This is a genomic window from Variovorax sp. GW823-FHT04B03, assembly GCF_058796495.1.
In genome coordinates this window covers 791,373-818,251 of the sequence record NZ_JBXAIT010000001.1, presented here as the reverse complement: position 1 = coordinate 818,251, position 26,879 = coordinate 791,373, and the positions used below count along the sequence as shown (strand labels likewise).

Annotated in this window: 24 protein-coding genes; 10 read left to right on the top strand and 14 right to left on the bottom strand. The window is 67.7% G+C overall.

What is annotated here, in order from left to right; translation table 11 throughout:
* Window positions 1-42 precede the first annotated feature (42 nt).
* The 3 genes from AC1RAD_RS03655 to AC1RAD_RS03645 all read left to right on the top strand — a co-directional run bounded on the left by AC1RAD_RS03655 (window position 43) and on the right by AC1RAD_RS03645 (window position 5,118).
* Window positions 43-2,955: a ribonucleoside-diphosphate reductase subunit alpha gene (locus AC1RAD_RS03655; protein ID WP_062480342.1), complete on the top strand. Its 2,913-nt coding sequence runs from the start codon at window positions 43-45 to the stop codon at window positions 2,953-2,955.
* Window positions 2,956-3,167: 212 nt separating this feature from the next.
* Window positions 3,168-4,358, top strand: coding sequence for a ribonucleotide-diphosphate reductase subunit beta (locus tag AC1RAD_RS03650; protein WP_062480340.1), 1,191 nt, complete (start codon window positions 3,168-3,170; stop codon window positions 4,356-4,358).
* Between the two features lie 199 nt (window positions 4,359-4,557).
* On the top strand, window positions 4,558-5,118 hold the full coding sequence (locus tag AC1RAD_RS03645; RefSeq protein WP_492733948.1) for a histone H1-like DNA-binding protein: 561 nt from the start codon (window positions 4,558-4,560) through the stop codon (window positions 5,116-5,118).
* A 115-nt stretch (window positions 5,119-5,233) separates the two neighbouring features.
* Here AC1RAD_RS03645 and AC1RAD_RS03640 read toward each other — a convergent pair whose 3' ends face one another.
* From AC1RAD_RS03640 to AC1RAD_RS03610, 7 genes are all read right to left on the bottom strand, one after another.
* The gene (locus tag AC1RAD_RS03640; protein WP_492733946.1) at window positions 5,234-6,136 is read right to left on the bottom strand and encodes a carbohydrate kinase family protein; all 903 of its coding nucleotides are present in this window, start codon (window positions 6,134-6,136) and stop codon (window positions 5,234-5,236) included.
* A 58-nt stretch (window positions 6,137-6,194) separates the two neighbouring features.
* Entirely contained in the window at window positions 6,195-7,592 is a 1,398-nt protein-coding gene (locus tag AC1RAD_RS03635) for a zinc-ribbon and DUF3426 domain-containing protein (protein WP_492733945.1), read from the bottom strand.
* Between the two features lie 82 nt (window positions 7,593-7,674).
* Window positions 7,675-8,565, bottom strand: coding sequence for a 50S ribosomal protein L11 methyltransferase (prmA, locus tag AC1RAD_RS03630; RefSeq protein ID WP_070060112.1), 891 nt, complete (start codon window positions 8,563-8,565; stop codon window positions 7,675-7,677).
* A 20-nt stretch (window positions 8,566-8,585) separates the two neighbouring features.
* Window positions 8,586-9,935 carry an acetyl-CoA carboxylase biotin carboxylase subunit gene (gene accC / locus AC1RAD_RS03625; protein ID WP_062480332.1) on the bottom strand — a complete coding sequence of 450 codons (1,350 nt, stop codon included), beginning with the start codon at window positions 9,933-9,935 and terminating at the stop codon, window positions 8,586-8,588.
* Between the two features lie 2 nt (window positions 9,936-9,937).
* Window positions 9,938-10,396 (bottom strand): acetyl-CoA carboxylase biotin carboxyl carrier protein, encoded by a 459-nt coding sequence (gene accB, locus AC1RAD_RS03620; RefSeq protein WP_492733943.1) that lies wholly within the window; start codon window positions 10,394-10,396, stop codon window positions 9,938-9,940.
* 101 nt (window positions 10,397-10,497) lie between these two features.
* Window positions 10,498-11,058: a TlpA family protein disulfide reductase gene (locus AC1RAD_RS03615; protein WP_492733941.1), complete on the bottom strand. Its 561-nt coding sequence runs from the start codon at window positions 11,056-11,058 to the stop codon at window positions 10,498-10,500.
* A complete protein-coding gene (locus AC1RAD_RS03610) occupies window positions 11,059-11,655 on the bottom strand; it encodes a hypothetical protein (RefSeq protein ID WP_492733939.1) in 597 nt (198 codons plus the stop codon).
* A gap of 101 nt (window positions 11,656-11,756) precedes the next feature.
* Here AC1RAD_RS03610 and mpl point away from each other — a divergent pair, with 101 nt between their 5' ends.
* Together mpl and AC1RAD_RS03600 are read left to right on the top strand one after the other, a co-directional pair.
* The gene (mpl, locus tag AC1RAD_RS03605) at window positions 11,757-13,166 is read left to right on the top strand and encodes a UDP-N-acetylmuramate:L-alanyl-gamma-D-glutamyl-meso-diaminopimelate ligase (RefSeq protein WP_492733937.1); all 1,410 of its coding nucleotides are present in this window, start codon (window positions 11,757-11,759) and stop codon (window positions 13,164-13,166) included.
* A complete protein-coding gene (locus AC1RAD_RS03600) occupies window positions 13,166-13,675 on the top strand; it encodes a cupin domain-containing protein (protein WP_492734544.1) in 510 nt (169 codons plus the stop codon). Before mpl ends, AC1RAD_RS03600 begins: the two co-directional genes overlap by 1 nt.
* A 14-nt stretch (window positions 13,676-13,689) precedes the next feature.
* On the opposite strand, the gene AC1RAD_RS03595 is transcribed toward AC1RAD_RS03600, so the two are convergent.
* The 6 genes from AC1RAD_RS03595 to AC1RAD_RS03570 form a co-directional block, all read right to left on the bottom strand.
* Window positions 13,690-14,808, bottom strand: a complete 1,119-nt coding sequence (locus AC1RAD_RS03595) for a 3-deoxy-7-phosphoheptulonate synthase (protein ID WP_095948192.1) — start codon at window positions 14,806-14,808, stop codon at window positions 13,690-13,692.
* A gap of 235 nt (window positions 14,809-15,043) precedes the next feature.
* Complete coding sequence (locus AC1RAD_RS03590; protein WP_492733935.1) at window positions 15,044-15,583, bottom strand: hypothetical protein; 540 nt, start codon at window positions 15,581-15,583, stop codon at window positions 15,044-15,046.
* An 82-nt stretch (window positions 15,584-15,665) separates the two neighbouring features.
* Entirely contained in the window at window positions 15,666-17,126 is a 1,461-nt protein-coding gene (gene tldD, locus AC1RAD_RS03585; protein ID WP_139703016.1) for a metalloprotease TldD, read from the bottom strand.
* Window positions 17,127-17,174: 48 nt separating this feature from the next.
* Window positions 17,175-18,329, bottom strand: coding sequence for a rod shape-determining protein RodA (gene rodA / locus AC1RAD_RS03580; protein WP_492733934.1), 1,155 nt, complete (start codon window positions 18,327-18,329; stop codon window positions 17,175-17,177).
* Between the two features lie 35 nt (window positions 18,330-18,364).
* Entirely contained in the window at window positions 18,365-20,200 is a 1,836-nt protein-coding gene (locus tag AC1RAD_RS03575; protein ID WP_492733933.1) for a sensor histidine kinase, read from the bottom strand.
* Between the two features lie 6 nt (window positions 20,201-20,206).
* Complete coding sequence (locus AC1RAD_RS03570; RefSeq protein ID WP_062481220.1) at window positions 20,207-20,950, bottom strand: response regulator; 744 nt, start codon at window positions 20,948-20,950, stop codon at window positions 20,207-20,209.
* Window positions 20,951-21,240: 290 nt separating this feature from the next.
* On the opposite strand from AC1RAD_RS03570, the gene AC1RAD_RS03565 reads away from it, so the two are divergent.
* The 5 genes from AC1RAD_RS03565 to mtgA are packed head-to-tail and all read left to right on the top strand — an operon-like array spanning window position 21,241 to window position 26,489.
* Window positions 21,241-21,834 carry a YqiA/YcfP family alpha/beta fold hydrolase gene (locus AC1RAD_RS03565; protein WP_159273879.1) on the top strand — a complete coding sequence of 198 codons (594 nt, stop codon included), beginning with the start codon at window positions 21,241-21,243 and terminating at the stop codon, window positions 21,832-21,834.
* 52 nt (window positions 21,835-21,886) lie between these two features.
* A complete protein-coding gene (locus AC1RAD_RS03560) occupies window positions 21,887-23,956 on the top strand; it encodes a ribonuclease catalytic domain-containing protein (RefSeq protein WP_492733932.1) in 2,070 nt (689 codons plus the stop codon).
* Window positions 23,957-24,005: 49 nt separating this feature from the next.
* Window positions 24,006-24,857 (top strand): energy transducer TonB, encoded by an 852-nt coding sequence (locus tag AC1RAD_RS03555; RefSeq protein WP_062481214.1) that lies wholly within the window; start codon window positions 24,006-24,008, stop codon window positions 24,855-24,857.
* 34 nt (window positions 24,858-24,891) lie between these two features.
* On the top strand, window positions 24,892-25,749 hold the full coding sequence (aroE, locus tag AC1RAD_RS03550; RefSeq protein WP_307583035.1) for a shikimate dehydrogenase: 858 nt from the start codon (window positions 24,892-24,894) through the stop codon (window positions 25,747-25,749).
* A complete protein-coding gene (gene mtgA / locus AC1RAD_RS03545; protein WP_307583033.1) occupies window positions 25,746-26,489 on the top strand; it encodes a monofunctional biosynthetic peptidoglycan transglycosylase in 744 nt (247 codons plus the stop codon). Before aroE ends, mtgA begins: the two co-directional genes overlap by 4 nt.
* Here the strand turns inward: mtgA and AC1RAD_RS03540 are convergent.
* On the bottom strand, window positions 26,434-26,871 hold the full coding sequence (locus tag AC1RAD_RS03540) for a ribosomal maturation YjgA family protein (protein WP_492733930.1): 438 nt from the start codon (window positions 26,869-26,871) through the stop codon (window positions 26,434-26,436). The genes mtgA and AC1RAD_RS03540 overlap by 56 nt on opposite strands.
* Window positions 26,872-26,879 lie beyond the last annotated feature (8 nt).

Below are 26,879 nucleotides of genomic sequence, written 5' to 3'. Positions count from 1 at the left end.
GCCTTGCCAACCAACAAGAATTGCACAACCGAGAGGAAGCGAATGCAAACTGCACTGAACACCCCGTCGACCCCCCGCGCCGTCCCCGCGACGCCGCAGCAGCAACAAGACACTGCGGGCTCGCCCACCGGTCAGAACCTCGCGCACTACCAGATCATTCGCCGCAACGGCGCCGTCGTTCCCTTCGAACCGAACAAGATCGCCATCGCGATGATGAAGGCCTTCCTGGCGGTGCACGGCACCCAGGGCGCGGCTTCCGCCAGCGTGCGCGAGACCGTCGACACGCTGACGCAAGGCGTGATCCGCGCCATGGTGCGCTCGCGTCCGGGCGGCGGCACCTTCCACATCGAAGACGTGCAGGACCAGGTCGAGCTCGGCCTGATGCGCGGCGGCCACCATGAAATCGCGCGCGCCTACGTGCTGTACCGCGAACGCCGCACCCAGGAGCGCTCCAAGCAGGGCGAGCAGGACGTGCCCGCCGCACCGGCACTGCACGTGCTCGACAACGGCGAGCGCGTGGCGCTGGACCTGAACGAGCTCAAGGGCCTGATCGAATCGGCCTGCCAGGGCCTGGGTGACAGCATCACCGCCGCCCCCATCGTCGCCGAGACGATGCGCAACCTGTACGACGGCGTGCCGCTGGACGAGGTCTACAAGGCCTCCATCCTGGCCGCCCGCACGCTGATCGAGAAGGACCCCGACTACACCTTCGCCACCGCGCGCCTGCTGCTGCACACGATCTTCAAGGAAATCATCGGCCGCGAAGTGATGCCGGTCGAGCGCGCCACCGCCTACGCCGACTACTTCCCGCAGTTCATCAAGAAGGGCGTCGAGAACGAGCTGCTCGACGAGAAGCTGCTGCAGTACGACCTGCCCCGCCTGGGCGCCGCCCTGAAGGCCGAGCGCGACAACCAGTTCGACTACCTGGGCCTGCAGACCCTGTACGACCGCTACTTCCTGCACGTGCGCAAGACCCGCATCGAGCTGCCGCAGGCGTTCTTCATGCGCGTGGCCATGGGCCTGTCGCTGAACGAAATCGACCGCGAAGCCCGCGCCATCGAGTTCTACGAAGTGCTGTCGTCGTTCGACTTCATGTCGAGCACGCCCACCCTGTTCAACGCCGGCACGCTGCGCTCGCAGCTCTCGAGCTGCTACCTGACCACCGTGCCCGACGACCTGGACGGCATCTACGAGTCGATCAAGGAAAACGCGCTGCTGTCGAAGTTCGCCGGCGGCCTGGGCAACGACTGGACCCGCGTGCGCGCACTGGGCAGCCACATCAAGGGCACCAACGGCGAATCGCAAGGCGTGGTGCCGTTCCTGAAGGTGGTGAACGACACGGCCGTGGCCGTGAACCAGGGCGGCAAGCGCAAGGGCGCCGTCTGCACGTACCTGGAAACCTGGCACCTCGACATCGAGGAGTTCCTGGAGCTGCGCAAGAACACCGGCGACGACCGCCGCCGCACGCACGACATGAACACCGCCAACTGGATCCCCGACCTGTTCATGCGCCGCGTGATGGAAAAGGGCACCTGGACGCTGTTCTCGCCCTCCAACGTGCCTGACCTGCACGACCTGTTCGGCGCCGACTTCGAGAAGGCCTACGTCGCCTACGAAGAGAAGGCCGCCCGCGGCGAGATCAAGCCCGCGCGCACCCTCCAGGCCTCGGACCTGTGGCGCAAGATGCTCACGATGCTGTTCGAGACCGGCCACCCCTGGATCACGTTCAAGGACGCCTGCAACGTGCGCTCGCCGCAGCAGCATGCCGGCGTGGTGCACTCGTCGAACCTGTGCACCGAGATCACGCTGAACACCAGCGACACCGAAACGGCCGTCTGCAACCTGGGTTCGGTGAACCTGCTGCAGCATCTGAAGGACGGCAAGGTCGACCAGGAAAAGCTCAAGCGCACCATCTCCACCGCGATGCGCATGCTCGACAACGTGATCGACATCAACTACTACGCCGTGAAGAAGGCGCGCGACTCGAACCTGCGCCACCGTCCGGTCGGCCTGGGCCTGATGGGCTTCCAGGACGCGCTGTACGAACTGCGCATTCCCTACGCCTCGCAGGAAGCGGTGCAGTTCGCCGACGAGTCGATGGAAGCCATCTGCTACCACGCCTACTGGGCCTCGACCGAGCTGGCCAAGGAACGCGGCAAGTACTCCAGCTACAAGGGCTCGCTGTGGGACAAGGGCATCCTGCCGATCGACTCGCTCGACCTGCTCGAGAAGGCCCGCGGTGGCTACGTCGAAGTGGACCGCTCGGCCACCCTCGACTGGGATTCGCTGCGCGCCAAGATCAAGGCCGACGGCATGCGCAATTCGAACTGCGTGGCCATCGCCCCCACGGCGACCATCTCGAACATCATCGGCGTGGACGCCTCGATCGAACCCTGCTTCGGCAACCTGTCGGTCAAGTCGAACCTGTCGGGCGAGTTCACCGTGATCAACCACTACCTGGTGCGCGACCTGAAGCGCCTGGGCCTGTGGGACGACGTGATGGTCATGGACCTGAAGCACTTCGACGGTTCGCTGCGTCCCATCGACCGCGTGCCGCAGGACGTGAAGGCGCTGTACGCCACCGCGTTCGAAGTCGAGACGACGTGGCTGGTGGAAGCCGCCGCGCGTCGCCAGAAGTGGATCGACCAGGCGCAGTCGCTGAACATCTACATGGCCGGCGCCTCGGGCAAGAAGCTCGACGACACCTACAAGCTCGCCTGGCTGCGCGGCCTGAAGACCACCTACTACCTGCGCACGCAGAGCGCGACGCACGCTGAAAAGTCGACGGTGCAATCGGGCCGTCTCAACGCGGTGTCGTCGGGCAACGACGCACCCTCGGGCATGAGCGCACTCGAAGCTGCCGCTGCTGCAGCGAAGGCACAGATGAGCGCGATGCCCGCCACCGACATCGCGTTCTGCGGTGTCGACGATCCGACCTGCGAAGCCTGCCAGTGATGTGCAAGTGAAGCGTCAACACACAAGACGCTTCGATCGATCAGCGAGGTGCTCGCACAAGTGAAAAGCGCGCGACGTTCAATCAATCAAGGCATTGACTGACGTCGCGCGATGCATGCGAGCAACATAACAACCCCATAAATGGCGCACGATGTGAACGAGCACTTTGCAACTCACATCGTTGCTCCGATAATTGCGCATTGGATTTTTCTATGTTGACCTGGGACGAAGAAGTCAAGCCCTCCTTACCAAAGGATATGCAACAAGGATTGCAGCAGCACCACGCATCGACCGGCGGTCTTTCCGCTGGCCGCGCGGTCGCCGCTCCGACTTCGTCGCTTGCACAACCCGCCACTGCCACCGCACCGGTGGCCGCCGCTGCAGGCCAGCGCGTCAAGGCTTCCGACAAGCGGATCATCAACGGCCAGACCGACGTCAACCAGCTGGTGCCGTTCAAGTACAAGTGGGCTTGGGAAAAGTACCTCGCCACCTGCGCCAACCACTGGATGCCGCAGGAAGTGAACATGACGCGCGACATCGCGTTGTGGAAAGACCCGAACGGCCTGACCGAAGACGAGCGCCGCATCGTCAAGCGCAACCTCGGCTTCTTCGTGACCGCCGACTCGCTGGCCGCCAACAACATCGTGCTGGGCACCTACCGCCACATCACGGCCCCCGAGTGCCGCCAGTTCCTGCTGCGCCAGGCCTTCGAGGAAGCGATCCACACACACGCGTACCAGTACATCGTCGAGTCGCTCGGCCTGGACGAGAGCGAGATCTTCAACGCCTACAACGAAGTGCCGTCGATCCGCGAGAAGGACCAGTTCCTGATCCCGTTCATCGACGCCATCAGCGACCCGAACTTCAAGACCGGCACGCACGAGACCGACCAGACGCTGCTCAAGTCGCTCATCGTGTTCGCCTGCCTGATGGAAGGCCTCTTCTTCTACGTCGGCTTCACGCAGATCCTTGCGCTGGGCCGCCAGAACAAGATGACCGGCGCCGCCGAGCAGTACCAGTACATCCTGCGCGACGAGTCGATGCACTGCAATTTCGGCATCGACCTGATCAACCAGCTCAAGCTCGAGAATCCTGGCCTGTGGACCGCAGAGTTCAAGGCCGAGATCAAGGACCTCTTCATGAAGGCCGTCGAGCTCGAATACAAATACGCCGAAGACACCATGCCGCGTGGCGTGCTCGGCATGAACGCCTCCATGTTCAAGGGCTACCTGCGCTACATCGCCAACCGGCGCGCGCAGCAGATCGGCCTCGAAACGCTCTTCCCGAACGAGGAAAACCCGTTCCCCTGGATGAGCGAAATGATTGACCTGAAGAAAGAGCGCAACTTTTTCGAAACCCGCGTGATCGAGTACCAGTCGGGTGGTGCGCTCTCCTGGGATTGAATTTTTCGATACACAACAATTCATGAATTCAAGAATTGCCCTTGCCACCGACTGCGCCAAAGAGCGCGGCATGGACGAGGGCTCAGGTGTTCATGGTGCTGGGGCTCAGATTCCAACGCCATGAATCGCTTCACGCTCCCAACGCGCGTGGAGTGCTTCAATAGGTTGATTTTTTCAACTTGATCAAGGAGAAATAGAAATGGCAACTGCAAAGAAAGCGCCGGCCAAGAAGGCCGCTGCAAAGAAGGCTCCGGCTAAGAAGGCTGTCGCCGCGAAGAAGGCTCCGGCAAAGAAGGTCGCTGCCAAGAAGGCTCCGACCAAGAAGGCTGTCGCCAAGAAGGTCGTAGCGAAGAAGGCTCCGGCAAAGAAGGTCGCGGCCAAGAAGGTTGCAGCCAAGAAGGTCGTAGCGAAGAAGGCTGCACCGGCGAAGAAGGCCGCTGCCAAGAAGGCTCCGGCAAAGAAGGCCGCCGCCAAGAAGGCGCCTGCCAAGAAGGCCGTAGCGAAGAAGGCGCCTGCCAAGAAGGCTGCTGCCAAGAAGGCCCCTGCGAAGAAGGCTGCCGCCAAGAAGGCCCCTGCCAAGAAGGCCGCGGCCAAGAAAGCCGCGAAAAAGCCCGCTGCCAAGCCTGCCGCTGCTGCCAAGAAGCCTGCTGCCAAGAAGGCCGCCGCGCCTGCGAAGGCTGCCGTAGCGCCTGCCCCTGCGGCGCAAACGACGCTGAATCCCCAGGCAGCCTGGCCGTTTCCGACGGCCAGCAAGCCCTGAGTGAATTCTCAGCGGCCCTGAAAGGCATAAAGCCCGGCACCGCAAGGTGCTGGGCTTTTTTCATGGGCGGCCCGCTGTGGCCGAATCGCCGAAGCGATGCGGGCCAGTCAGCGAATCACAGGTCGAGCGTGGCGCGATCGATCTGGTAGTTCTGCGGTCCGCGTTGCGCGATCTTGAGCGCGCCGATGCGGTTGCCGAGCGCTGCGCAGCGCGCCAGCGGCCATTCCTTTTCCAGACCGTACAGCAGGCCACCGCGCCATGCGTCACCGCAACCCGTGGGCTCGATCACAGCCGTCGGCGTCACGCCGGGCACGTGCTCGCGCTCGCCGCCGGTCCACACTTCACAGCCCTCGGCCGCCAGCGTGACCACGAGGCCGCGCACGCGCTGCGAGATCTCGGCCAGGCTCCAGCCGGTGCGCTGCGACAGCATCTTGCCTTCGTAGTCGTTGACGACGACCCAGCTCGCGAGCTCGATGAAGTGACGCAGTGCATCGCCGTCGAACATCGGCAGGCCCTGGCCCGGATCGAACACGAAGGGAATGCCGGCGACAGCGAATTGCTCGGCGTGCTGCAGCATCGCCTCGCGGCCGTCGGGCGCGATGATGCCGAGCTTGATGTCCTCGCGCGCCGCCACCTTCGTGACGTGCGCCTGCTGCATCGCACCGGGATGGAACGCCGTGATCTGGTTGTTGTCCGTGTCGTTCATGATCATCGCCTGCGCGGTGAACGTGTCGTCGAGCTGACGCACGAACTCCGTGCTGATGCCCAGCGTGCGCATGCGCTCGGCGTAGTCGGCGCCGTCGCTGCCCAGCGTAGCCATCGGCAGCGCCGTGCCGCCGAGTGCGTTGAGGCTGTAGGCGATGTTGCCGGCGCAGCCGCCGAAGTCACGGCGCAGGCCCGGCACCAGGAACGACACATTCAGGATGTGCAGCTGGTCCGGCAGGATCTGGTCGGCGAACCGGCCTTCGAAAGTCATGATGGTGTCGAACGCGAGGGAACCGCAAATCACTGCTGCCATGGGTGGACCGTAGGTTGGATGAGAAAGGGAACGAACGGCGCGCGTGTCGGCGCTCCGCTCAGGGATAGAAAGCTTCGACGCGGTAGCCCGCGATCGGCGGCAGTGCCGCCGCCTCGCTGGCCGACAGGGTCAGCGGCAGCGAGGCCGCGCGGTCGGCACGCGCCGCCAGCACGCCTGGCGCGCCGTAGTCGGTGGGCGTCAGCACGCGCCGCACGACGGCTTGTTCCTGCGTGTCGAGCAGCGACAGCTCGATGGCCGGCATCGCGAGCGGCACGGTCGCGGCATTGCGCAAGGTGAAGCTCAATCGGTAGTCGTTGCCGCCGCTCTTCTCGCGCGCGAAGGCCGCGCCCTCGATCACGATGTCGCCGATCTGGCGCAGCGCCGCGAGCTCGCAACCGGTGTACTGGCACAGCGCCGACAGGGCGGGCCGCAGGTTCGGCTGGCGCGCCACGATGCCGTCGCGCTCGTGGCGAACGATCTGCACGATGAGGGCCAACGCCGCGAGCACGGCCAGCACCACCAGCAGGCGCCGCACGCCCTTGCGTTGCCAGAAGCCGGTGGCCTTTTCGGCCGGCTCGTCTTCTTCGGCGAAGGGATGGTCTTCAGGCGCCTCGAAGGTCGCGGAGAGCGAGAAATCCGGCTCGCCTTCGGCACGGATGCCGGGACCCGGCAGCGGCGCGGACGCCTCTTCGTGCTGCGCGTCACGCGCCTTGGCGTTCGCGATCTTGGCCGACTTGGCGCGCGCGCGGCGCAGCGCCTTCTGGATCAGGAGCTGGTCGTGGTCTTTCTCTTCCTGCTCGCGCTCCGCGGCCGCGCCGTCGTCGTTCTCACCGGTCGCTGCAACCAGCCCGCGCAGCGCTGAGCTGCGCGGCAAGTCGGGCAAGGGCGGCGCAGGCGGCGGCGATGCGGGAGGCGGCGCGCCGAGGTTCAGGTCGATGTTCGGAAACGGCGGCAGCGAACTCGCGGGCGGACGCCATGCGGGCTCGGTGGCGTCGAGGTCGGACCAGGGCTCGTCCGCGGCGAGGCCGTGCGCGGGCAGCGTCAGTTCGAAAGGCAGCGGGGACGCAGCCGGCGCGACATTGGTGGCGGCAGTCGACAGCCCGGCTTCGTCTTGCGGGGCAGGCGGTGGCGCCTGCGGCTCGGACTCGTCGTCGAGAAAGTCGGCCTCCTCGACCGCCGGCCGTGCGGCCACCAGGTCGAGGCGTACGTCGTCGAAAGACGCCACCAGTGCGGCCATCGACGACATCGGCGAAGGTGCCGGTGTGGGCGCGGGTGCCGGCGCGGCAGGCGCGGCAGGCGCGGACACCGCACCATCGGGCGCCTCCTGCAGGTCGAGCGTGGCATCGAACACGTGGCTGCATCGACCGCAGCGCACCCAGCCGTCCGAGATGCGAAGCTGGTCGCGCACCACCTTGAAGGTGGTGGTGCAGGCGGGGCAACGCGTGACGAGGCTCATGACCGGGCGATTGTAGGGTTGGGCCCCCGCCGTGCAGGCAGGCGCCCGGGGCGCCCGCGGTGCGAGCGCCCGGCCGCGCGCTTCAGCAGCGCGCGGTCATGAGGATCCAGCCGTCCTCGGTGTCGCTGACTTCGAGCGCGGCGTACGGCGCATAGGCCGCCTTGAGCTCGTCGGCCTGGCGCTCGAGGATGCCGGCCAGCACCAGCGAGCCGCCGGCGGCCACGTGGCTGCGCAGCAGCGGCGCCAGCACCTTGAGCGGCGTCGCGAGGATGTTGGCGAGCACCGTCTGGTACTCGCCCTTCGCAGCTTCGGGCAGACCCGCGTTCAGCTGCACACCGTTGGCCTCGGCGTTGAGCCGGGTCGAGGAGACCGCGGCTTCGTCGATGTCGACGGCGTCGATGTTGCGCGCGCCGAACTTGGCCGCGCCGATGGCCAGGATGCCGGAGCCGCAGCCGTAGTCGAGCACGCGCTGGTCAGCAAAGGCGCCCTCGCCTTGCGTCGCGATCCAGCGCAGGCACATGCGCGTGGTCGGGTGCGTGCCCGTGCCGAAGGCCAGGCCCGGGTCGAGCCGGATCACCTGCTTCGCTTGCGCCGGCGGCTCGTGCCACGTGGGCACGATCCAGAACTCGGGCGTGATCTCGACCGGTGCGAACTGCGATTGCGTGAGCCGCACCCAGTCCTGGTCAGGCACCGGCGCCACGCCGAGCACCGCACAGCCTTCGAAGAAGTCCTGCAGCGCGAGCACCGAGGCGGCCTCGTTGGCGGCATCTTCATCGGGGAACAGCGCGATCACGCGCGAACGCTGCCAGCCCTCCTTGGGCGGCGGCATGCCGGGCTCGCCGAACAGGGCCTGCTCGGCATCGGTCTGCGCATCGGCGTCTTCGACCGACACGCTCAGCGCATCGAGTGCGTCGAGCGCATCGCCGAGCATTTCGACCCGGTCTTCCGGCGCCATGAGGCGGAGTTCAAACATACAGGGCGTTGCGCGTGGACTCAGCGCTTGTGCGCTGCGAGCCACTCTTCGAGGTAATGAATGTTCGTGCCGCCGCTCATGAACTTGGCGTCGACCATCAGCTCGCGGTGCAGCGGCATGTTGGTCTGGATGCCTTCGATCACCGTCTCGTTCAGGGCCGTGCGCATGCGCGCCATGGCCTGTTCGCGGGTGTCGCCGTACACGATGATCTTGCCGATCATCGAGTCGTAGTTCGGGGGCACGAAGTAGTTGGTGTACACGTGCGAGTCGACGCGAACGCCCGGGCCGCCCGGCGGGTGCCACATGGTGATTCGACCCGGCGACGGCGTGAACTTCCACGGGTCTTCGGCGTTGATGCGCACCTCGATGGCGTGGCCGCGCATCTCGATCTGGCGCTGCGTGAACGGCAGCTTCTCGCCGGCGGCGACCATGATCTGCGTCTTCACGATGTCGATGCCGGTGGTGAACTCCGTGACCGGATGCTCCACCTGCACGCGCGTGTTCATCTCGATGAAGTAGAACTCGCCGTTCTCGTACAGGAACTCGAAGGTGCCGGCGCCGCGGTAGCCGATCTTCTTGCAAGCAGTGGCGCAGCGTTCGCCGATCTTCTCGATCAGCTTGCGCGGAATGCCGGGGGCCGGCGATTCCTCGATCACCTTCTGGTGGCGGCGCTGCATGGAGCAGTCGCGCTCGCCCAGGTAGACCGCGTTCTTGTGCTTGTCCGCGAGGATCTGGATTTCGATGTGGCGCGGGTTCTGGAGAAACTTCTCCATGTACACGGCCGGATTGTTGAAGGCCGCGGCGGCTTCCGCCTTGGTCATCTGGATCGCGTTGACCAGCGCCGCCTCGGTGTGCACCACGCGCATGCCGCGGCCACCGCCGCCGCCTGCCGCCTTGATGATCACCGGGTAGCCGATCGCACGGGCGATGCGCTTGTTGGTGGCGGCGTCGTCCGAGAGTTCGCCTTCCGAGCCGGGCACACAGGGCACGCCGGCCTTGATCATGGCCTGCTTGGCCGAGACCTTGTCACCCATCGTGCGGATGTTGTCAGGCGTCGGGCCGATGAACTGGAAGCCGCTTTGCTCCACGCGTTCGGCGAAATTGGCGTTCTCGCTCAGGAAACCGTAGCCGGGGTGGATGGCTTCGGCGTCCGTCACCTCGGCGGCCGAGATGATGGCCGGCATGTTGAGGTAGCTCAGGCCCGAAGGCGCCGGGCCGATGCACACGGCTTCCTGCGCCAGCTTGACGTACTTGGCTTCGCGATCGGCTTCGGAATAGACCATCACGGCCTTGATGCCCATTTCGCTGCAGGCACGCTGGATCCGAAGGGCGATCTCCCCCCGGTTTGCAACCAGAATCTTCTTGAACATGCTTACTCGATGATGAACAGCGGCTGGCCGTATTCGACCGCCTGGCCGTTTTCGCCGAGGATCTGCGTGACCGTGCCGGCCTTGTCGGCCTCGATTTCGTTGAGGATCTTCATCGCCTCGATGATGCAGAGCGTGTCGCCCTCGTTCACCTTGCTGCCGATTTCGACGAAAGCCGCGGCGCCCGGGCTGGACGAACGGTAGAAGGTACCGACCATCGGCGACTTCACGGCGTGGCCGGTCGGTGCGGCTTCGACGGCGGGCGCAGCAGCGGCCGGAGCGGCACCAGCGATGGCGGGCGCCGCCACGGCGGGCGCGGCGGCCAGGGTCTGCACATACTGCACGGGGGCGGCACCGCCACCCTTGACGATGCGGACCTTGCCTTCGGTCTCGGTGATTTCCAGTTCGGAAATATTCGATTCGGACACCAGATCGATCAGTGTCTTGAGTTTGCGCAGATCCATGGGACTCCAGTGCCAGCTTTGCCGGTCTTTAGGAAAGAACTTGACCGAAAACCGTCGATTTTCGGCGTTTGGCGTCTAACGCCAGCTTGTGTATTTAAATTCTAACCGTGAACAAGTTGGCGTCGCCAAGCGTCCAGGTCGGTCGTTTCAAGCTTGCCCATTTTACGAGCCAGCACCGAACCGTCGGCATGGAGCACCAAGGTGAACGGCAGGCCGCCTCCGGTGTTGCCCAGATTCTTCACCAGTTCCATGCCCTGCAAGCCGGCCAGCGCGGTCGGGTAGGTGACCGGCGTGCGCTGCAGGAACTTGCGCACGGCGCTCGGTTGGTCGATGGCCAACCCGACAACTTGCCAGCCGTTGGCACCGTGTTCGCGGAAAAAGGCGTCGATCATCGGCATTTCTTCGACGCAGGGCGGACACCACGTGGCCCAGAAGTTGAGCAGCACGGGCTTGCCGCGCAGGCTCGACAGGACCAGCTCGCCGCCCTCGGGGCGCTCGAAGCGCTGATCCCAGAACATGGCCGCATCAAGCTTTTCGCCGCCGCTGGCCGCGACACCGCTGTCATTGCGCTCCCGCCACCAGGCGCCGGCAATGCCGGCCGCGGCAGCGACTGCCGCCACGCCGGCATACAGCATGCCGCGTCGTGTGGGCGTTGAAGTCATTCACTGGTCCTTTACTTGTTCAATGCGTCGGCGCAGCGCGTTCAGGTCGCCGCGCGGCGCGCGCCCCTGGGCGTCGGGCTTGAGGGCGCCGCGCAGGTCGTCGAGGTCGTACACCAGCAGGTGCACCCCGATTTCCTCGCCCAGCGCCCGGCTCGGCGCGTGGACGCTGAGGGCTTCGACCTGCTCGCCATGGAAGCCGGTCACCATGCGCGGCTCGTAGTCCACGTGGTGATCGATCAGGGCGATTTCGGCCGACTTGGAATCATCGCAGAACAATTGAATATAAATGTCTGACAAACGTGTGGCCGTGCCGTGCCAGACGGCGCCGCCCACATGCGGCCGGAACACGGCCATGCGCTCCATCCACTCGAGCGCGAGCAGGCGCAGTGCGTGCAGTTCCTGGGGCTGGGTGTCGGCGCAGAAGACCGCGATGTAGTCGCGCACCTCGGCCTCGACCTCGTCGTTGTTGGGCAGCGCGGTGCGCGTCGGGAGGCCGAGTTCGCGCAGCGCCCGGCGCTTGGCCGGGCCGTACTCGAGCCCCTCCTCGACCACGAGTCGGGCGGCAACGGCGGCGATTTCACGCTTGGACGTGTCCATCGGGGCATTTTGCCCGCTGCGGACGTCCCTCACATGAACATCAGTACGGCGCCCGGGGCGAAGCCGCCGGGGCACCCGCAGCGCCTCCCTAGAATTGGCCGATGCACATTCATATTCTGGGTATCTGCGGCACGTTCATGGGCGGTGTGGCCGCCCTCGCACGCGAAGCAGGCCACCGGGTCACGGGCTGCGACGCCGGCGTGTACCCCCCGATGAGCGACCAGCTGCGCGCGCTCGGCATCGATCTCATCGAAGGCTTCGGCGCCGACCAGCTGGCCCTCGCCCCCGACATGTTCGTGGTCGGCAACGTCGTCTCGCGGGCCCGGCTGCCCGATGGCAGCCCCAAGTTCCCGCTGATGGAAGCCATCCTGGACGCCGGCAAGCCCTACACCAGCGGCCCGCAGTGGCTGGCCGAACACGTGCTGCAGGGCCGCCATGTGCTGGCCGTGGCCGGCACGCACGGCAAGACGACCACCACCTCGATGCTGGCCTGGGTGCTCGAACAGGGCGGCAAGGCACCCGGCTTCCTGGTCGGCGGCGTGCCGCTGGACTTCGGCGTCTCGGCCCGGCTCGGCGACGGCCCGGCCTTCGTGATCGAGGCCGACGAGTACGACACCGCCTTCTTCGACAAGCGCAGCAAGTTCGTTCATTACCGGCCGCGCACCGCCGTGCTGAACAACCTGGAGTTCGATCACGCCGACATCTTTGACGATCTCACCGCCATCGAGCGCCAGTTCCATCACCTCGTGCGCACCGTGCCCGGCACCGGGCGCCTGGTGGTGAACGCCACCGAAGAGAGCCTGCAGCGCGTGCTGGCCCAGGGCTGCTGGAGCGAACTCGCCCGCTTCGGCGACGGCGGCCCGGCCACGGAATGGCAGGCGCGCGGCACGCACGACGCCTTCGACGTGCTGCACCGCGGCGAGGTGGTCGGCCGGGTCGAGTGGGCGCTCTCGGGCCTGCACAACCAGATGAACGCGCTGGCCGCCATCGCGGCGGCCGATCATGTGGGCGTGCCGCCGGCCGACGCGGCCCGCGCGCTCGGGCGCTTTCGCAACGTGCGCCGCCGCATGGAGCTGCGCGGCACGGTCGAGGGCCAGGGCGGCGCGATCACCGTCTATGACGACTTCGCCCACCACCCCACCGCGATCCGCACCACGCTCGACGGCCTGCGCAAGAAGCTCGACGACGCCGGCAAGCAAAGTGAGCGCATCCTCGCGGCCTTCGAGCCGCGCAGCAACACGATGAAGCTGGGCGTGATGGCCGCGCAGCTGCCGTGGAGCCTGGAATCGGCCGACCTGTCGTTCTGCCACACGGCCGGCCTCGACTGGGACGCGGCCGCCGCGCTGGCGCCGATGGGCGCGCGCGCCCAGGTGGCCGGCGCCATCGAACCGCTGGTGCAGCAGGTGGTGGCCGCGGCGCGGCCCGGCGATCACATCGTCTGCATGAGCAACGGCGGCTTCGGCGGGGTGCACGAGAAACTGCTGGACGCCCTGCGCGCCGCCCACGGATGATGAACGGCATGCGCGCGCGTGAGCTGATCGATACCCTGAAGCTCCAGCCCCACCCCGAGGGCGGCTGGTATGCCGAGGTATTCCGGTCGGCCGCGAGCGTGACGCCCGCCGACGGCCGCGCGCCGCGCAGCGCGCTGACCAGCATCTATTTCCTGCTCGAAGCCCACCAGCATTCGCGCTGGCACCGGGTGCTGTCGGACGAAGTCTGGGTGCACCTGGAAGGCGTGCCGCTGGCGCTGTGGACCTGCGACGCCGCGATGCGAACCGCGCCGGCCCACGTGAAGCTGGGCCCGGTCGATGTGCACGGCACCCGGCCGCAGCACGTGGTGCCCGCCGGCCAGTGGCAGGCCGCGCGCCCGATCCAGGGCCACGCGGCGGGCGACTACACGCTGGTCGCCTGCATGGTCGGGCCGGGCTTCGACTTCGCCGACTTCTCGCTGGTGCCACAGGGCAGCGACGAGGCGGCGTCTATGCGGCACCACTGGCCCGACCTGGCCAGCATGCTCTAACTAACTAGTGCGCTTCAGCCGCGGCGCTGTTTGACGGCTTGAGACAGCGTCTCGAGCACCTGCACCGAATCGTCCCAGCCGATGCACGCATCGGTGATGCTCTTGCCGTACTCGAGGCCCGACAGCTGGTCCTTGCCCGGCGTGAACTTCTGGGCGCCCGGCTGCAGGTGACTTTCGATCATCACGCCGAACACGCGCTTCGAACCGCCGGCGATCTGGCCGGCGATGTCCTTCGCGACATCGATCTGCTTCTGGTGCTGCTTGGAGCTGTTGGCGTGGCTGCAGTCGACCATGAGCGTGGGCGGCAGCTTGGCGGCTTCGAGGTCCTTGCAGGCGGCCTCGACGCTGGCGGCGTCGTAGTTCGGCGTCTTGCCGCCGCGCAGGATCACATGGCAGTCGCGGTTGCCGTTGGTCTGCACGATCGCGACCTGGCCGTTCTTGTGCACCGACAGGAAGTGGTGGCCGCGCGCCGCGGCCTGGATGGCGTCGGTGGCGATGCGGATGTTGCCGTCGGTGCCGTTCTTGAAACCGATGGGGGCCGACAGGCCCGAGGCCAGTTCGCGGTGCACCTGGCTTTCGGTGGTGCGCGCACCGATGGCGCCCCAGGCGATCAGGTCGCCGATGTACTGCGGCGAGATCACGTCGAGGAACTCGCTGCCCGCCGGCAGGCCCAGGCGGTTGATGTCGATCAGCAACTGGCGCGCGATGCGCAGGCCTTCGTCGATGCGGTAGCTCTCGTCCAGGTACGGGTCGTTGATGAGCCCCTTCCAGCCGACCGTGGTGCGCGGCTTCTCGAAGTACACGCGCATCACGATCTCCAGCGTGCCGGCGTACTTGTCGCGCTCGGCCTTGAGGCGGCGGGCGTACTCGAGGGCCGCGGCCGGGTCGTGGATCGAACACGGGCCCATGATCACCAGCAGCCGGTCGTCCTTGCCGGCCATGATGTTGTGGATGCCGCGGCGGGTGCCGGTGATCAGCGTTTCGATCGGCGTGCCGCGGATCGGGAAGAAGCGGATCAGATGTTCGGGAGGGGGGAGCACGTTGATGTCCTTGATGCGTTCGTCGTCGGTCTTGCTGGTTTTCTCGACGCTCGCATACCAGCTGTCGCCGGCGGGAGGGGTGTTCGTGCTCATGGTTCTCTTCCTTGTTGGTGTGAATGAAAAATCGTCAGGGCATAAAAAAACCGCCGGGGGCTGGAAGCCACCGGCGGTTCTGGGAGGGTGTTCGTTTGCTTTACGCGCTCGCCTCTCGTCCGCCGGAAACCGGGAACCAAAAGTAGGCAAAAAAGTAAGCGCGGAGGGCGGACATGTGGGCGGAATGTAGCACGGAAAACAAAAACCCGGCCAGGCGGCCGGGTCGGTGTTGTTTTTACCTGTAGCCGGATTCGTTGGCGTTGTGAATGATCCAGATCAGGTTGCCGCTGCTGAAATCGCCCATGCCGCCGCCCGCGAAGATCAGGCGGCCCTGGCCCTTGTAGGTCATCTCGAAGCGGTGGCGATCGCTGCCGAAGTAGAACGGAATCCAGGCCTTGCCGGTGATGTAGGCGCCCTGGTCGGTGGGCTGGCCGGCGAGGTCGGTGACCTGCTTGGTGCTCATGCCGATCTGCAGGCGCGTGAACTTGCTGTTGCGCGCCGGGTTGCCGGTGATCTCGCCCTCGAAACCGTTCAGGCCCTTGACGGTGCGGCCGCTGCCGGCCTCGACCTTGGACGAATCCACCACGTTGCCGCGTGCGTCCATGCCGGCCTTCGAACCGCTGGGCGCCGCAGGCGCGGCGGCGGCCGGGGCGGGTGCCGGTGCGGCGGCGGGCTGGCTGCCCGAACCACCGCGCGATGCGCAACCGGCTGTGGCCAGCGCGAGCACGGCGGTCACGGCCCACAGCACGGCGGGCGAATTGATCCTGTTCCCCATTGAAATGCTCCTTGATTCGTCGTTCGCAAAAAAGGAGCGCAGCTTAGCAACCGAATGAAACAGCCGGCAAGTGCCGAAAGTCCTAAGCCGTTCCACCTACCGTCAGGCCGTCGATGCGAAGGGTCGGCTGGCCGACGCCCACGGGCACGCTCTGGCCCTCTTTGCCGCAGGTGCCGACGCCCGAATCGAGCGCCATGTCGTTGCCGATCATGGTCACGCGGGTGAGCGCGTCGGGGCCGTTGCCCACGATGGTGGCGCCCTTCACCGGGTACTGGATCTTGCCGTTCTCGACCCAGAAGGCCTCGCTGGCCGAGAACACGAACTTGCCGCTCGTGATGTCGACCTGCCCGCCGCCGAAGTTGGTGGCGTACAGGCCCTTCTTGATGCTGGCGACGATTTCCTGCGGGTCCTTGTCGCCGCCGAGCATGTAGGTGTTGGTCATGCGCGGCATCGGCACGTGGGCGTAGCTCTCGCGGCGGCCGTTGCCGGTGGGCTTGACCTTCATGAGGCGGGCGTTCATCGAGTCCTGGATGTAGCCCTTGAGGATGCCGTCCTCGATCAGCACGTTGCGCTGGCTGGCGTGGCCTTCGTCGTCCACGTTGAGCGAGCCGCGGCGGTCGGCGATGGTGCCGTCGTCGAGCACCGTGACGCCCTTGGCTGCCACGCGCTGGCCGATGCGGCCCGAGAACGCGCTCGAGCCCTTGCGGTTGAAGTCGCCCTCCAGGCCGTGGCCGATGGCTTCGTGCAGCAGGATGCCGGGCCAGCCCGAGCCGAGCACCACGGTCATCTCGCCGGCCGGGGCCGGACGGGCGTCGAGGTTGGTCAGCGCGGCCTTCACGGCGTGGTCGACGTACTCGGCGATCTGTTCGTCGGTGAAGTAGGCCAGGCCGAAACGCCCGCCGCCGCCGCCCGAGCCGACCTCGCGGCGCCCGTTCTGCTCGGCGATCACGGTGACCGACAGCCGCACCAGCGGCCGCACGTCGGCCGCCAGCGTGCCGTCAGCGCGCGCCACCATCACCACGTCGTACTCGCTGGCCAGGCCGGCCATGACCTGCGCCACGCGCGGGTCGCGCGAGCGGGCGAGCTGCTCGACCTTCTCGAGCAGCTTCACCTTGGCCGTGCTGTCGAGCGTGGCAATGGGGTCGATGCCGCCGTAGAGCGAGCGGCTGGAGGCGATCTTGCGCGGCACCGTCTTCACGCGCGCCGTGCGCCCGGCGGAGGAAATGGAACGGACCGTGCGCGCCGCGTCGAGCAGCGAGGCCTCGGAGATGTCGTCCGAATAGGCAAAGGCGGTTTTCTCGCCGCTCACGGCGCGCACGCCGACGCCCTGGTCGATGCTGAAGCTGCCCGTCTTGACGATGCCTTCCTCGAGGCTCCAGCCCTCGCTGCGGGTGTACTGGAAGTACAGGTCGGCATCGTCCACGCGGTGCGCGGTGATCTCGGCCAGGGCCTTGCTCAGGTGCGATTCGTCCAAGCCGAACGGCGTGAGCAGGAGCTGTTGCGCCGTGGCGAGGCGCTCGATGGTGGGTTCGCGAGAGATCATGGCTGCCATTCTAGGCAGCCGCCCCCGTCCGTGCCGCCCCGGGGGACTCTAGTTCTGGGCGAGTTTGCGGGCCCGCGCGATCGACATCAGGATGCCCAGCCCCAGCCCCAGCGTGACCATGGCGGTGCCGCCGTAGCTGATGAACGGCAGCGGCACGCCCACCACGGGCAGGATGCCGCTGACCATGCCCATGTTCACGAAGGCGTAGGTGAAGAAGATCATGGTCACCGCCCCGGCCAGCAGGCGCGAGAACAGCGTGGGCGCGTTCAGCGCGATGGTCAGCCCGCGGAAGATCAGCAGGATGAAGGCCGCGATCAGCGCCAAGTTGCCGATCAGGCCGAACTCCTCGGAGTACGCCGCGAAGATGAAGTCGGTGGTGCGCTCGGGAATGAATTCGAGGTGCGTCTGCGTGCCCTGCATGAAGCCCTTGCCGCCCACGCCGCCCGAGCCGATGGCGATCATCCCCTGGATGATGTGGAAGCCCTTGCCCAGCGGGTCCTTGCTGGGGTCGAGCAGCGTGCACACGCGCTGCTTCTGGTAGTCGTGCAGCACGCGCCAGTCGACGCCGTCGACGCACAGCTGCGACTCGAAACCCACGATCAGCGTGATCGCCACCGCGCCGAGCACCACCGGCGGCACGATCAGCTTCCACGGCAGCCCGGCAAAGAAGATCACCGCGAGCCCGGCCGCCAGCACCAGCAGCGAGGTGCCCAGGTCGGGCTGCTTCATGATGAGCCCGACCGGCACCGCCAGCAGCAACGTCGCCACCACGAAGTCGAGCGGGCGCAGCTGGCCTTCGCGGCGCTGGAACCACCAGGCCAGCATCAGCGGCATGGCGATCTTGAGGATTTCGCTGGGCTGGATCACCACGCCCACGTTGATCCAGCGCTGGGCGCCCTTCTTGGTGATGCCGAACATCGCCACCGCGATCAGCAGCGCCACCCCGGCCGCATACAGCGGCACGGCGAAGGCCATGAGCCGCTGCGGCGGCACCTGCGCCACCACGAACATGATGCCGCCGGCCAGCAGCATGTTGCGGCCATGGTCGAGAAAGCGCGTGCCATGGTCGTAGCCGGAGGAATACATGGTGAGCAGCCCGGCAAAGGCGAGCAGCATCACGGCAAAGGCCAGGAAGCCGTCGAAGCCCTGGAAGATGGGCGCAATGCGACGCGCCAGGGAGGGCTGGTTGAACACGGCAGACATGATGGGGGCGGATTATCCCCGCCCCGCCCGCCCCTTCAGTCGAAAACGAGCTGAACGACCGTGCGCCCCGGTCGGCTTTCGATCGCCAGCCGGGCCCCGATGGCGGCGGCGCGCTTGGACAGCGCCTCCGGCACCTCGGCGGCGTCGAAGCCCACGCCGTTGTCGATCACCCGCAGGCGCACGGCGCCGTCGCGCGCGTCGGCCTCGATGCGCAGCGCGCTCGCGTGGGCATGCTGCAGCACGTTCGAGATGGCCTCGAACAGCAAGAACTGCAGCTGCCGCGTGGCGTGGGCGTCGAGCTGCGTCACCGGGGGCAGCTCGTCCACGCCCCACTCGAAGGCGATGTCCGCGGCGGCCAGCCGAGGCTCCAGCCGGTAGCGCAGCGCCGCCAGCAGCGCGCCGATGTCGCCGGGCGGCAGGTGGATGGAGTCGATCGACAGCTTGAGCTGGTCGAGCGAGTCGCGCAGGGTGCGCAGCAGTTCCTCGGGGCTGGTCTGGCCCGACTGCAGCTGGCGGATCGCCGAGCTGATGTGCGAGCCCACGCCGTCGTGCATGTCGCGCAGGATGCGCTCGCGCTCGTGGGTGCGCGCCTGGTCGCGCGCCACCTCTTCCAGCTCGGCGTAGGTGGAAGCGAGTTCGCGTTCGCGCTGCGCCACCCGGTCGGCCAGCGTCTTGACCCAGCCGCGCGCCTGCACGCTCGCGAAGTGGAAGCGCCGCAGCACGATGAGCAGCAGCGCCACGCCGAACATCACCGAGGAATAGCGCACCCAGGTGGTCTCGCCGTAGGCGTCGCTCAGGCGGATCACCAGCCAGTCGCGCGTGCCGAAGGCCACCGTGACCAGCGCGGCGCCGGCCACCAGCAGCCGCTCGACGCTGGGTCGGCGCACCGTGGCGACGGCGAAGGCGGCCACGAAGCCGAGGACGATCGTGATCTCGACCGCCAGCCAGGCCGTGAGCCAGCGCGGCTCCTCGCGGTTCAGCGCCAGCCAGGTGAACACCACGGTGCCGACCACCACGGCCGCCGTCGGCCAGCGCACCCAGCGCGTGCGCGGGCTCTGCGCCCAGTCCGCAAGGTGGTAGCAGAACATCATGGCGGACGCGGCCCAGCCCGCGTAGCAGCCGGCCATCAGCACGCCCCATAGCTGCCACGGCAGCGGCGGCTCGGGAATCATGGCGTCGGCCACCCGCAGCGCCCAGCAGAACTCGGCGACCGCGGCCCAGAAGTAGAGCGCGTCGCGCTGGCGGCGGCCGGTCGCGCCGGTGTCGACCTGGGTGAACCACAGCGCCAGCGCGATGCTGCCGACGATCAGGCTGAACGCCGTCAGCAGCACCGACCCCGTGAAGCGCCAGGCGTAGGCGCCTTCGAACAACGCGGTGCGCACCGGCGTCGCCGGCCCGATGGTGACGCGCGACAGGCCGGCGCGCCGTTCGCTGTCGGCGCGGATGCGGATCTGCAGCAGGTTCTCGCCCTCTTTCAGCAGCCGCCCGGGCACCGGCACGTAGACGGGCGCCTTGGCGTAGTCGGCGCGGTTGCCCTGGCCGAGGTCACCATAGGACTGCAGCAGCGCGCCATTGAGCTGTACCTCGAAGACGCTGCCGGCGCGGGGAATGAAGACGCCCCAGGGCACCTCGGGCAGGGCCTCGACCCGGAACGGCAGCTCGAAGCTCGCGAAGCCGGTGCGGCCGCGGTGCCGGCGGTCCCAGTGGTAGGACAGGTCGACCGCTTCGGTCTGCACGACACCGTCGATGGTGGTGGTCACCCTGGCGTGGCGCAGCTCGATCGGCCCCTGTGCCTCCACTGCGGCCGCGCGCCCCGCGGCGAACAGCGCCGCCAGCCCGAGGAGGCACAGGAACGCCAGCCGCCGCAGCATCCGCCCTCAGCCCGGGTGGGATAGCAGGCCGAGGCGCGTGGCCTCGAACACCGCTTCGCTCTTGGAATGCACCGCGAGCTTGCCGTAGAGGTTCTTGATGTGGGTCTGCACCGTGTGCACGCTCAGGCCCTTGAGGCGCGCGATCTCGGCGTACGAGAAGCCGCGCGCGATCAGCGTCAGCACCTCGTGCTCGCGCGCCGAGAGCAGGCCGCGGTCGGCCTCGTCGAGCGCCGTCTCCGCCGGCGCCGCGCCAGTGGTGCCCGGCACGGCCGCCTGCAGGCTGCGGTACTTGGCGAGCACGCGGCGCGCGATCATGGGCGAGATCGGCGAGGCGCCGGCCTTCATCTCGACGATGGTCTGCGCGATGTCTTCCGGTGCGGCGTCCTTGTGGATGTAGCCGACGGCGCCGGCCTCGATGCTGGCGAGCACGTTCTCCTCGTCGCCGAAGACCGACACCACCAGCGGCTCGCAGCCGGGAAAGCGCGCGACGGCGTCGCGGATCACGTCCAGGCCGGTGCCGTCGGGCATGCCGAGGTCGACCAGCAGCACGTCGGGGATGGTCGCGGTCGCGGCCAGCCAGGTGCGCGCTTCCTGCACCGTGCCGGCGCTGCCCAGCCAGAACAGGCGCGGGCTGCGCTGCACGCTGGCCTCGAAGAAGGCGCGTGCGCGGCTGTCGTCCTCGACCACGAGCACGCCCCAGCGGCGTGGCATCCCGTCATCCTGTACCTCGGTATTCATGGGATGAAGCATAAGCCTGGGCACCCACCGCCACGCAGGGCCTGCCTCCCTCGTTCATGGGATGCCCCCTGCCAGATGCGTCACGAAACTTGTCTCTTCTTTCCGCCCTTGCGCCGCACCGCCGCCCCCTGCGCGGCCGCACCGTGAATACTTTCGAATTCCAGCCACGCCCTCGCGGCCTTCTCATGGGCCGATTCGCAGGGATTTGTGGGGTCACCGCGCCGTGGGCGGTGCGGACCTCATGCAAAATTGTCTGAATCCGGCCACGGGGCGCGACCAGCGCACCCCAGTCACCTCCTCCCATGGAACCGCAAACCACCCATCTGTTGTATCTGCACGGCTTCCGTTCGTCGCCCCGCTCGACCAAGGCGCGGCTGGTGGCGAAGCACGTGGCGCGCGAGCACCCGAACCTGGAGTGGTGGTGCCCGCAGCTGCCGCCGTCGCCGCACGATGCGATCGACATGGTGATGAAGGGCATCGCGCACTGGCCGCGCAAATCGATGGCGGTGATCGGTTCGTCGCTGGGCGGTTTCTACGCCACCTACGTCGCCGGCATGACCCGCTGCCGCGCCGTGCTGCTCAACCCCGCGGTGCACCCGGCGCGCGACCTCACGCGCTACATCGGCAGCCAGACCGCCTGGCACGACCCGTCCGAGCACTTCTACTTCCAGCCCGAATTCATCCAGGAGCTGCGCGCCATGGAAATCGGCGCGCTCACGCGGCCCGAGCGCCTGTTCGCGATCATCGCCAAGGGCGACGAAGCGCTCGACTGGCACGAGATGTCGGCGCGCTACCCCGACAGCCGCATCAAGCTGCTCGAGGGCGGCGACCATGCGCTGTCCGATTTCGAAAAAGCGCACCTCGACGACGTGATGGCCTTCATCAACCCCGTCTAGCGTTCGCCCCGGGCCTGGAAGCTCGCCCTATCCCGCGTGGGAGAATCGCCGGATGTTTGTATTGTTTGAAGAAGCCGGCAAATACCTCGGCGGCCGCATCCTGTCGGAAGCCGAAGCCTCGGCACAGGTCGAGCTCGAGACCGGCAAGCGCGTCAAGGTCAAGGGCGCCAACATCGTTCTGCGTTTCGAGAAGCCGGCCCCGGCCGAGCTGATGGCCGAGGCGCGCACGCTCGCCGCCGCCATGGACCTCGACCTCGCCTGGGAATTCGCGGCCGAAGGCGAGTTCGGCTTTGCCGACCTGGCGGCCGACTATTTCAGCGACAAGCCCTCGCTGGCGCAGCAGGCCGCCGCGCTGTTCGCGCTGTTCGAGGCGCCGCACTACTTCCGCCGCGCGGGCAAGGGGCGCTTCAAGAAGGCGCCAGCCGAGATCGTGCAGCAGGCGCTGGCCGCCATCGAGAAGAAGAAGGCCATCCAGGCGCAGATCGTCGAATGGGCGGGCCAGCTGGCCGAGGGCGTGTGCCCGCCGCCGATCCGCGAGCAGCTCTACAAGATCCTGTTCAAGCCCGACAAGAACGCGCCCGAGTACAAGGCCGTGGTCGACGCCGCGCGCGCCACGCAGCGCCCGCCGCTCGACCTGCTGGAGCGTGCCGGCGCCATCGATTCGCCCTACCAGTTCCACTGGCGGCGCTTCCTGTTCGAGAACTTCCCCAAGGGCACCGGCTTTCCCGCGCTCGCGGCACCGGCCGTCGCCGACGACCTGCCGCTGGCCGACGGCGTGCGGGCCTTCTCGATCGACGACTCGCAGACCACCGAAATCGACGACGCGCTGTCCGTGCAGGGCATGGGCAGCGGCACCATCACGGTCGGCATCCACATCGCCGCGCCGGGCCTGGCGCTCACGCCGGGCAGCGCCATCGACGCCGTGGCGCGCGCACGCATGTCCACCGTGTACATGCCGGGCTACAAGATCACCATGCTGCCCGATGAGGTGGTCGACACCTACACGCTGCTCGAAGGCGGTGACCGCCCGGCCGTGTCGCTCTATGCGCGCTTCGACGAAGCCACGCTCGAGCTGCAGGCCACCGAGACCAAGCTCGAACGCGTGCCGATCGTCGCCAACCTGCGCCACGACCAGCTCGACGCCGTCGTCACGCAGCCCTGGCTCGAAGACGCCACCTTCAACTCGGACAACACCCCCGACGCCGCCGCGAAGCTGCGCGCGCCGCTGTCCTTCCTGTTCCGCCTGGCCAAGCACCTGAAGGCGCAGCGCGAAGTGGTGCGCGGCAAGCCTGAGAACTTCAGCCGGCCCGACTACAACTTCCGCCTCGTCGGCAACGACGGCGCCGAGCCCACCGGCAACGAGCAGGTGCAGATCAGCACGCGCCAGCGCGGCGCGCCGCTCGACCTGATCGTGTCCGAGGCCATGATCCTGGCCAACAGCAGCTGGGGCGGCTGGCTCGGCGAGCTCGGCGTGCCGGGCCTGTACCGCAGCCAAGCCAGCCTGGCGCCCGGCATCAAGGTGCGCATGGGCACGCGCGCGCTGCCGCACGCGGGCCTGGGCGTGAAGAGCTACGCGTGGAGCACCTCGCCGCTGCGCCGCTACACCGACCTCGTGAACCAGTGGCAGATCATCGCGGCCGCCCGCCACGGCAAAACCGCCGCACTGGCCGCGCCGTTCAAGCCGAAGGACGCCGACCTGTTCTCCATCCTCTCTGGCTTCGACGCGGCCTACGCCACGTACAACGCCTACCAGGGCGGCATGGAGCGCTTCTGGACGCTGAAGTACCTGCAGCAGCAGGGCATCACCGAGCTCGAGGCCACGGTCATCAAGGACATTCCCAACGGCGCGCTGGTGCGCGCCGACACGCTGCCGCTTGTGTTCCCGGTGGCCGGCCAGCAGGAGCGCGGCGCGCGCGTGCGCGTGAAGCTCGGCGAGATCGACGAGATCGCGCTTGACGTGAGCGGCACCGTGCTCGAACGCTTCGACGTGCCGCAGGCCGATGCCGCAGCCGCTGACGGCGGCGAGGACGACGAGGAAGAAGTCGCCGGCCCGATCGCCATCGCGGTCGACCTGAGCGACACCGAGGCCGCACCCGACCCGGCGACGACCACGCCTGCATGACCCCCGGTCGAACGACCGGAGACACGCGCCCCCTGGAGGAGTTTCGAGAATGAATCTCAAGGACCTCAGCACGCTGCAGATCGCTCTGGGCGTGTCGGTCATCGCGCATGCTGCGTTGCTCGCGGTGCGCTTCGTCGATCCCGAATCGTTCAACCGGGTCTTCAGCGAAACTCCGCTCGAAGTGATCCTGGTCAACAGCAAGACCAACGACAAGCCCGACCCGGCGGCCCGCGTGATGGCGCAGACCACGCTCGCGGGCGGCGGCGACCTCGACAAGGGCCGCGCCACCAGCCCGCTGCCGCCGTCGAGCTTCACCACCATGGGCGACTCGTTCGAGGAATCGCGCCGCCAGGTCGAGGCCATGCAGGCCCAGCAGATGCAGATGCTGGCGCAGCTCAAGCGCGAGCTGGCCGCCATGCCCGTGCCCGATCCGCGCCAGGCGGGCGACCCGACCGAAGCCGCCGCGCGCGAGGAAAAGCGCCGCCAGATGGTCGCGCTGCTCGCCGAGATCGAGCGCCGCGTGAACGAGGAAAACGCGCGCCCCAAGAAGCGCTACCTGAGCCCCGCCACGCGCGAGGCGGCCTACGCGCTGTATGTCGACACGCTGCGCCGGCGCATCGAGGTCAAGGGCACCGAGAACTTCCCGACCGCGGCCGGCAAGAAGCTCTACGGCGAACTCAAGATGACCGTCACCATCAACCACGACGGGCGCGTGCTCGACACCGTGGTCGACGAGAGCTCGGGCAACACCACGCTCGACCGCCGTGCCCAGGCCATCGTGCGCAGCGTCGGCAACTTCGGCAAATTCACCGACGCGATGCGCAAGCAGACCGACCAGATCGTGCTGCAGTCGCGTTTCAAGTTCACGCGCGACGAGACCATCGAGCTGTCGTCCCAATAGCAACAGCACCCCAGCAGAACACGGAGCATCGGCCATGGATCAGTACTGCGTCATGGGCAACCCCGTCGAGCACAGCCGCTCGCCCCGCATCCACGCGCGCTTTGCCGAACTCTGCGGCCAGCCGATGGCCTACGGCCGGCGCCTGGTGCCGATCGGCGCCTTCGCCGAAGGCATCGCCGCCTTCCGCAGCGAGGCTGCCGCGCAGGGCGACACCGCACGCGGCTGCAACGTCACCGTGCCCTTCAAGTTCGACGCCGCCGCGCTCGCGCAACACACCAGCGAGCGCGCCACGCTGGCGCAGGCGGTGAACACGCTGCGCTTCGAGGCCGACGGCAGCATCCACGCCGACAACACCGACGGCATCGGCCTGGTCAACGACATCGTGCGCAACGCCGGCGTGCCGCTGGCGGGCCGGTCGCTGCTGCTGATCGGCGCCGGCGGTGCGGCGGCGGGCGTGCTCGGGCCGCTGCTCGACGCGGGCGCCGCGCACGTCGTGGTGGCCAACCGCACGCTCGACAAGGCCATCGCGCTGGTGCAGCGCCACGCCGCGCTCGCGCTGCGCCACGGCGCCACGCTCGAGGCCTGGGCGCTCGACGAGGTGCCGGGCGACTTCGACGTGGTGGTCAACGCCACCGCCTCCAGCCTCGCGGGCGACGCGGTGCCCGTGCGCGCGCAGGTGCTGCGTCCCGGCGCGCTGGCCGTCGACATGATGTACGGCCCCGCCGCCGCAGGCTTCATGGCCTGGGCCGAGGCGCACGGCGCGGTCGCGCGCGACGGCCTCGGCATGCTGGTGGAACAGGCCGCCGAAGCCTTCGAGTTCTGGCGCGGCGTGCGCCCGCCCTCGGCCCAGGTGCTGGCCGAGCTGCGCGCCTCGCTCGCCGCCGGCGCATGAAGGGCCTGCTGCGCCTGATCGCCTGCCTCGTGGTGGCGGGCCTGGCGCTCGAACTGTTCTTCGTGGTGCGCATCGCGGCCATGGCGGTGATCGATCCGCAGAGCACGGCCTTCCAGCGCTCCGAGGCCTGGCGCGTCGCCCTCTCGCAGGGCCGCGACGGCGGATGGCGTCAGGACTGGGTGCCGTACACGCAGATCAACGACACCCTCAAGCGCGCTGTGATCGCGAGCGAAGACGCCGGCTTCGTCGACCACAACGGCGTCGAGTGGGAAGCCATCGAGCGGGCGCGCCAGCGCAACGCCCGCGCCGAGCAGCTGGCCGCCAAGCGCATGGCGCGCGCAGCGGCGCGCGGCAAGCCGGTGCAGCCGGCCCCGCTGCGCGGCGGCTCCACCATCACGCAGCAGCTCGCGAAGAACCTGCTGCTGTCGGGCGAACGCACCATGCTGCGCAAGGGCCAGGAACTGGTGCTCGCCACGCTGCTCGAAGTGCTGCTCGACAAGCGGCGCATCCTCGAGATCTACCTGAACAACGTCGAATGGGGCGAAGGCGTGTTCGGCGCCGAGGCTGCGGCGCAGTACTACTTCAGGAAACCGGCCGCACGCTTGACTTCGTACGAAGCAGCGCGCCTGGCCGTGATGCTGCCGAGCCCGAAGTTCTTCGAGCGGCGGCCCAACTCCTCGTACATCAACGGACGGGCATCGACGATCGTGGCGCGGATGCCGGCGGTCGACCTGCCCTGAGCTTGCGCACCGCGCCTTCCACCGCCAGCACGGCGACGAAGCCGATCGCGTAGGCCAGCACGTCCCACCAGTCGGCGGTGGCGCCGAGCACGATGCGCAGCGCGCGGTTCGGAATGTGCAGGTGCCAGGTCGCCGCAAGGAACTGCCCCAGTTCCACCAGCAGCCCCACGCCGAAGGCCGCCAGCGCGAGCGGCAGCACGCGCGCGGCGACGAAGGTCTTGAACACCACGTACACCCACGCCACGGCGAGCACGTCGCCGAAGAAGCTTCGCACCCAGCCCCAGCGCGCGCCGACGGTGGCCAGCAGCACGAGCAGTACAAAAAGGGCCACCGCCCACGCCAGGGAAAGAAGATCGAATCGCCATCGCATGGCCCGTATCATCGCCTCCA

What these genes read in the sequence shown, in the direction of transcription:
- AC1RAD_RS03655 (WP_062480342.1), top strand. Translation starts at nt 43, where the DNA reads ATGCAAACTGCACTGAACACCCCGTCGACCCCCCGCGCCGTCCCCGCG.
- AC1RAD_RS03650 (WP_062480340.1), top strand. Translation starts at nt 3,168, where the DNA reads ATGTTGACCTGGGACGAAGAAGTCAAGCCCTCCTTACCAAAGGATATG.
- AC1RAD_RS03645 (WP_492733948.1), top strand. Translation starts at nt 4,558, where the DNA reads ATGGCAACTGCAAAGAAAGCGCCGGCCAAGAAGGCCGCTGCAAAGAAG.
- AC1RAD_RS03640 (WP_492733946.1), bottom strand. Translation starts at nt 6,136, where the DNA reads ATGGCAGCAGTGATTTGCGGTTCCCTCGCGTTCGACACCATCATGACT.
- AC1RAD_RS03635 (WP_492733945.1), bottom strand. Translation starts at nt 7,592, where the DNA reads ATGAGCCTCGTCACGCGTTGCCCCGCCTGCACCACCACCTTCAAGGTG.
- prmA (WP_070060112.1), bottom strand. Translation starts at nt 8,565, where the DNA reads ATGTTTGAACTCCGCCTCATGGCGCCGGAAGACCGGGTCGAAATGCTC.
- accC (WP_062480332.1), bottom strand. Translation starts at nt 9,935, where the DNA reads ATGTTCAAGAAGATTCTGGTTGCAAACCGGGGGGAGATCGCCCTTCGG.
- accB (WP_492733943.1), bottom strand. Translation starts at nt 10,396, where the DNA reads ATGGATCTGCGCAAACTCAAGACACTGATCGATCTGGTGTCCGAATCG.
- AC1RAD_RS03615 (WP_492733941.1), bottom strand. Translation starts at nt 11,058, where the DNA reads ATGACTTCAACGCCCACACGACGCGGCATGCTGTATGCCGGCGTGGCG.
- AC1RAD_RS03610 (WP_492733939.1), bottom strand. Translation starts at nt 11,655, where the DNA reads ATGGACACGTCCAAGCGTGAAATCGCCGCCGTTGCCGCCCGACTCGTG.
- mpl (WP_492733937.1), top strand. Translation starts at nt 11,757, where the DNA reads ATGCACATTCATATTCTGGGTATCTGCGGCACGTTCATGGGCGGTGTG.
- AC1RAD_RS03600 (WP_492734544.1), top strand. Translation starts at nt 13,166, where the DNA reads ATGAACGGCATGCGCGCGCGTGAGCTGATCGATACCCTGAAGCTCCAG.
- AC1RAD_RS03595 (WP_095948192.1), bottom strand. Translation starts at nt 14,808, where the DNA reads ATGAGCACGAACACCCCTCCCGCCGGCGACAGCTGGTATGCGAGCGTC.
- AC1RAD_RS03590 (WP_492733935.1), bottom strand. Translation starts at nt 15,583, where the DNA reads ATGGGGAACAGGATCAATTCGCCCGCCGTGCTGTGGGCCGTGACCGCC.
- tldD (WP_139703016.1), bottom strand. Translation starts at nt 17,126, where the DNA reads ATGATCTCTCGCGAACCCACCATCGAGCGCCTCGCCACGGCGCAACAG.
- rodA (WP_492733934.1), bottom strand. Translation starts at nt 18,329, where the DNA reads ATGTCTGCCGTGTTCAACCAGCCCTCCCTGGCGCGTCGCATTGCGCCC.
- AC1RAD_RS03575 (WP_492733933.1), bottom strand. Translation starts at nt 20,200, where the DNA reads ATGCTGCGGCGGCTGGCGTTCCTGTGCCTCCTCGGGCTGGCGGCGCTG.
- AC1RAD_RS03570 (WP_062481220.1), bottom strand. Translation starts at nt 20,950, where the DNA reads ATGCTTCATCCCATGAATACCGAGGTACAGGATGACGGGATGCCACGC.
- AC1RAD_RS03565 (WP_159273879.1), top strand. Translation starts at nt 21,241, where the DNA reads ATGGAACCGCAAACCACCCATCTGTTGTATCTGCACGGCTTCCGTTCG.
- AC1RAD_RS03560 (WP_492733932.1), top strand. Translation starts at nt 21,887, where the DNA reads ATGTTTGTATTGTTTGAAGAAGCCGGCAAATACCTCGGCGGCCGCATC.
- AC1RAD_RS03555 (WP_062481214.1), top strand. Translation starts at nt 24,006, where the DNA reads ATGAATCTCAAGGACCTCAGCACGCTGCAGATCGCTCTGGGCGTGTCG.
- aroE (WP_307583035.1), top strand. Translation starts at nt 24,892, where the DNA reads ATGGATCAGTACTGCGTCATGGGCAACCCCGTCGAGCACAGCCGCTCG.
- mtgA (WP_307583033.1), top strand. Translation starts at nt 25,746, where the DNA reads ATGAAGGGCCTGCTGCGCCTGATCGCCTGCCTCGTGGTGGCGGGCCTG.
- AC1RAD_RS03540 (WP_492733930.1), bottom strand. Translation starts at nt 26,871, where the DNA reads ATGATACGGGCCATGCGATGGCGATTCGATCTTCTTTCCCTGGCGTGG.